The 3464-nt window shown below is 66.5% G+C and carries 4 protein-coding genes; all 4 read left to right on the forward strand.

The annotated features are described in order from the left end of the window. The coding region (locus tag ACIQ2E_RS13425) for a hypothetical protein (protein ID WP_398331520.1) at positions 1–427 on the forward strand (427 nt) is incomplete at its 5' end. Further along, on the forward strand, positions 427–1524 hold the full coding sequence (locus tag ACIQ2E_RS13430; RefSeq protein WP_398331523.1) for a glycosyltransferase: 1098 nt from the start codon (positions 427–429) through the stop codon (positions 1522–1524). The genes ACIQ2E_RS13425 and ACIQ2E_RS13430, both read left to right, overlap by 1 nt. 3 nt (positions 1525–1527) lie before the next feature. Then, positions 1528–2070: a WcaF family extracellular polysaccharide biosynthesis acetyltransferase gene (locus ACIQ2E_RS13435; RefSeq protein ID WP_398331526.1), complete on the forward strand. Its 543-nt coding sequence runs from the start codon at positions 1528–1530 to the stop codon at positions 2068–2070. A 230-nt stretch (positions 2071–2300) separates the two neighbouring features. Then, the coding region (locus ACIQ2E_RS13440; RefSeq protein WP_398331529.1) for a glycosyltransferase family 4 protein at positions 2301–3464 on the forward strand (1164 nt) is incomplete at its 3' end.

Below are 3464 nucleotides of genomic sequence, written 5' to 3' on the forward strand. Positions count from 1 at the left end.
CATCCCCCGGGCCTTCCTCGCCGAGAAAACCACGGCCGACTACGTGTTCAAGGCAACCCAATCCCTCTTCCCTGTGGGGAGTGAGCACTTCGCCTCCGGAGCTGCCTTTCTCAATGTGGCGGAGTACTACCTGATGGGGGGGTGGATCTCATTGCTGGCCATGGGGGTAGCCATCGGCGGTTTGCTGCGCTGCCTGTGGAACTGGTTCACGGTGCGCCGCACCGAATCCCTCGCCCAGGTGGCCTATGTGTGTGCCGTGGGCTATCTCTGCGTCGTGATCTCCCGCGGTTACCTGGCCCAGGTGGTCACCTTGTTTGTCTTCGGTGTGGCGCCGCTGTTTGCCCTCTACTACTGGCAAGCTCGCCCCCGGCCCATGGCGCAGGTTAGCCCTGCAGTCCAGTCCGAGCCCACCACCCCTTCCCGTTGATGCGGCTGGCGCACCTCAGCCGCTGCCCCGGCCCCGCCGATGGAGGCGTGGCCCAGGCGATTGAGGGCCTGCTGCGCGCCCAGCAGACCATGGGCGGCCTGGAGCCCCATTGGCTCACCCCCGAGCGGGGCGCCTCCTTCTCGGAAGCAGTGGGCGCCGTGGCCCCCGAGCTGCTTCACGTCCATGGCCTCTGGAGAGCTCCCAATCGTCTGGCCGCCCTCCTGCAACCGCAACTCCCCGTGGTGGTGGCCCCCCACGGCATGCTCGATCCCTGGGCCTTCGCCCAGCACCGCCGCCGCAAATCCCTGCTCTGGTGGGCCTACGAGCACCGCAGCCTGCAACGAGCCGCCGCTCTCCAGGCCCTCTGCCCGGCTGAAGCCCAAGCCTTGCGAGCCCTCGGCCTGCGTAGCCCAATCGCGTTGATCCCCAACGGCGTCGCCCTGCCCAATCCAGTCACTTCTAAAGGCACACCGCACCCCGCGCCGCCCTGGACGAACGCCATCCCAGCGGAGGCCAAAGTGTTGTTGTTTCTGGGCCGCTTCCACCACAAGAAGGGGCTGGATCCCCTGCTCACCGTGTGGCAATCCGTTGTTGCACCAGCTGCCCGAGCTGGCTGGTGGCTGGCCCTGGTGGGCTACGGCGATCAAGGCGCATTAGAATGCCAAGTGGAGCATTCCCAGGCGCAAGGAGAGCTATCCAGGGTCAGCGTCCTGGGTCCAGTCTTCGGAGCTGAGAAAACAGCCGCTCTCCATAACGCCTCAGCGTTTGTGCTCCCCTCCTTCTCCGAAGGCCTGCCTATGGCAGCCCTGGAGGCCATGGCACACCGGCTCCCCTGCCTGCTCAGCACCGCCTGCAACCTGCCCGATGCCTTCAGCCTCGGCGCCGCCCTCCGTGCCGAACCCGATCCGGATGCTCTGGCAACATCCTTACTACTGTTGTTCGCCCTAAGCCAGCCAGAACGCGCCGCCATGGGTGCCGCAGGCCATTCGCTGGTGCGCAAGAACTTTAGTTGGCCGCGCGTAGCCGAACAGACCCTTGAGCTCTATCAATGGATTCTCGAAGGTGCTGAGCGCCCGGGTTTCGTGGAGCTGAGTTGAGCGGTGATTCAGCAGCTCGATCGCTACCGCACCCCGCCCACCTGGCACCCCGGTGCGCCCAGGCTTGTTCAGACCCTCTGGTTCTTCCTCGGCGCGCCCCTGCTCGCCGCCCGCTGGCTACCAGGCTCCCCCTGGCGCGTGGCGCTGATGCGCGCCTTCGGCGCTCAGATCGGCAGCGGCTGCCGCCTCAAGCCCGGCCTGCGCGTGAAATTCCCATGGCGGCTGCAGGTGGGTGAGGCCTGCTGGCTGGGGGAAGACGCTTGGATCGACAACCTCGCCCCCGTCACCCTCGGCGATCGCGTTTGTCTCTCCCAGGGGGCCTACCTCTGCACCGGCAACCACGATTTCCGCTCTGCCGGGTTTGACCTCCGTCTTGGGCCCATCACGATTGGCTCACACGCCTGGATCGCCGCTATGGCTGTGCTCGCACCTGGCACTCAGATCGGCTCGGGAGCCGTGGTGGCCATTGGTGCTGTGGTGAGGGGCACGGTGCCCGCCGGCGCGATCGTGCGCGGCAACCCCGCGGTGGTGGTGGGTCAGCGCTGATCGGTTAGGGAACCCTTAACCCAGAGCCCCGGTAAGCCCGCCGTATTGGAGCATGTCTGGATTCATGCGGCGCTCGTGGCGATGCGCTTCGCCGAACCGTGAGCAGATCGGCCCAGCAGCAGCCTGAGCTGCTTTGCCTGCAGCATGGACGCCTCTCGTTGTCATCACCCCCGCTTCTCCGGCTGCCGCTAACCCTTTCACCAGGTGGGGCGGTGACCTTTGCTATGGCTGTGTCGTCGCTCCCTTTCACCTCCAATCTTTCGCGCCTGCAGCGCATCCTGCGCAAGCTCGCCTCCCGCTGGCGGTGGCGCTCCAGCCGCAGCCGTTATCCGCGGCTCACGCTGGTGAGCCAGTTCTTTCCGCCCGATTTTGCGGCCACCGGCCAGCTGCTCGATGATCTCTCCGCTCGCATGGCCGCCCGGGGCCTACAGGTGCAGGTGCTCACCGGCATGCCGGCCTATGCCTACAACACCAGCGATGCCAAGCGGCTTGAATTTCTTCCCAATCGCTGCATCCGGCGCACTCAGGCCACCCGCTTCTGGCCCCAGCGCATCCGCGGCCGTGCCATCAACGGCATTCTCTATTGCCTGCGCATCACCTTGCGCCTGCTGCGCTATTCGCGCCGCGGTGATCTGATCCTTTACACCACCGAGCCGCCCTACCTGCCGCTGCTCGGCTGGTTGCTGCATCGCCTCACCCGCACCCCCTATCTGGTGCTCCTCTACGACCTCTACCCCGATGTGCTGGTGGAGCTCGGCGTGCTCCCACCGGGCCATCCGCTGGTGCGGCTCTGGCGGCACTTCAACGGCTGGGTGTTTGCCGATGCCCAGGAGCTGATCGTGCTCAGCCCGGCCATGCAGGCCCGCGTTGCCGCTGCCGTGCCGCAGGTCGCCGCCAAGCTCACGGTGATCCCCAGCTGGGCGGATCCGGCCGCGATCCGTCCCCGCCCCAAGGCCGCCAACTGGTTCGTGCAGAAGCACCAGCTGGCTGATCGCTTCGTGGTGCTCTATTCCGGCAACCAGGGACGCTGCCACGATCTGGTCACCGTGATGGCGGCGGCGCTCTTGCTGCGTCAGCAGCCCGAGATCCAGTTCCTGTTCATTGGAGCTGGCCCCCAGAAGCAGCGCCTCCTCCAGCTGCGGGCCGACTGGGGCCTTGAGAACTGCACCTTCCTGCCCTATCAGGATCTGGAAGACTTGCCCTTCTCGCTGGCGGCCGCCGATCTCGCCCTGGTGACGCTGAGTATCACGGCCGAGGGCCTCGTGGCCCCCTCCAAGCTCTACGGCCACCTGGCCGCCGGCACTCCGATCGCCGCCATCACCCCGGCCGACTCCTACCTCCACACCCTCGTGGTGGACTCCGGTTGCGGTCGCTGGTTTGCCAACGGCGACGCC

Source organism: Vulcanococcus sp., assembly GCF_044369115.1.
Taxonomy (GTDB): Bacteria; Cyanobacteriota; Cyanobacteriia; order PCC-6307; family Cyanobiaceae; genus Vulcanococcus.